We start from the raw sequence: 415 nt of genomic DNA, 5'->3' as shown, positions 1-415 counted from the left end.
GTCACGCCCTCACCCCCGACGGGACCCTCACCCGTCCGATCCTCGGCCCGCCCCTCGACGGCCACGACGGCCGCGCCCTCATCCGCGACACCGACCGCGGTGCCCTCGACCACGACACCCGCTACGACCGGGCCGTCGGGCCGATGCAGTTCATCCCCACCACCTGGGCCAGCGCCGGCCGCGACAACTCCGGCGACGGCCGCGCCGACCCGGACAACGTCGACGACGCCGCCCTGGCCGCCGCCGGCTACCTCTGCCAGCACGGCCACGACCTCGCCGACCCCGCCCAGCTGCGCGCCGCGATCTACAGCTACAACCCCTCGACCAGCTACGTCCACGCCGTCCTCGCCTGGACCGCCGGGTACACCACCGGCCACGCCGCGACCGACGCCCCACCTCGAGCCGAGGCCACGGC

Annotated in this window: 1 protein-coding gene; it reads left to right on the top strand. The window is 75.9% G+C overall.

Annotation, left to right across the window (positions count from 1 at the left end; all coding sequences use genetic code 11):
• Positions 1-415 (top strand): lytic transglycosylase domain-containing protein (locus NBZ83_RS32675; RefSeq protein ID WP_261576573.1); only part of this gene is annotated, 415 nt, incomplete at both ends.

Source organism: Frankia gtarii, assembly GCF_025403375.1.
Taxonomy (GTDB): domain Bacteria; phylum Actinomycetota; class Actinomycetes; order Frankiales; family Frankiaceae; genus Frankia; species Frankia gtarii.
This window is presented reverse-complemented; position numbering and strand designations above follow the sequence as displayed.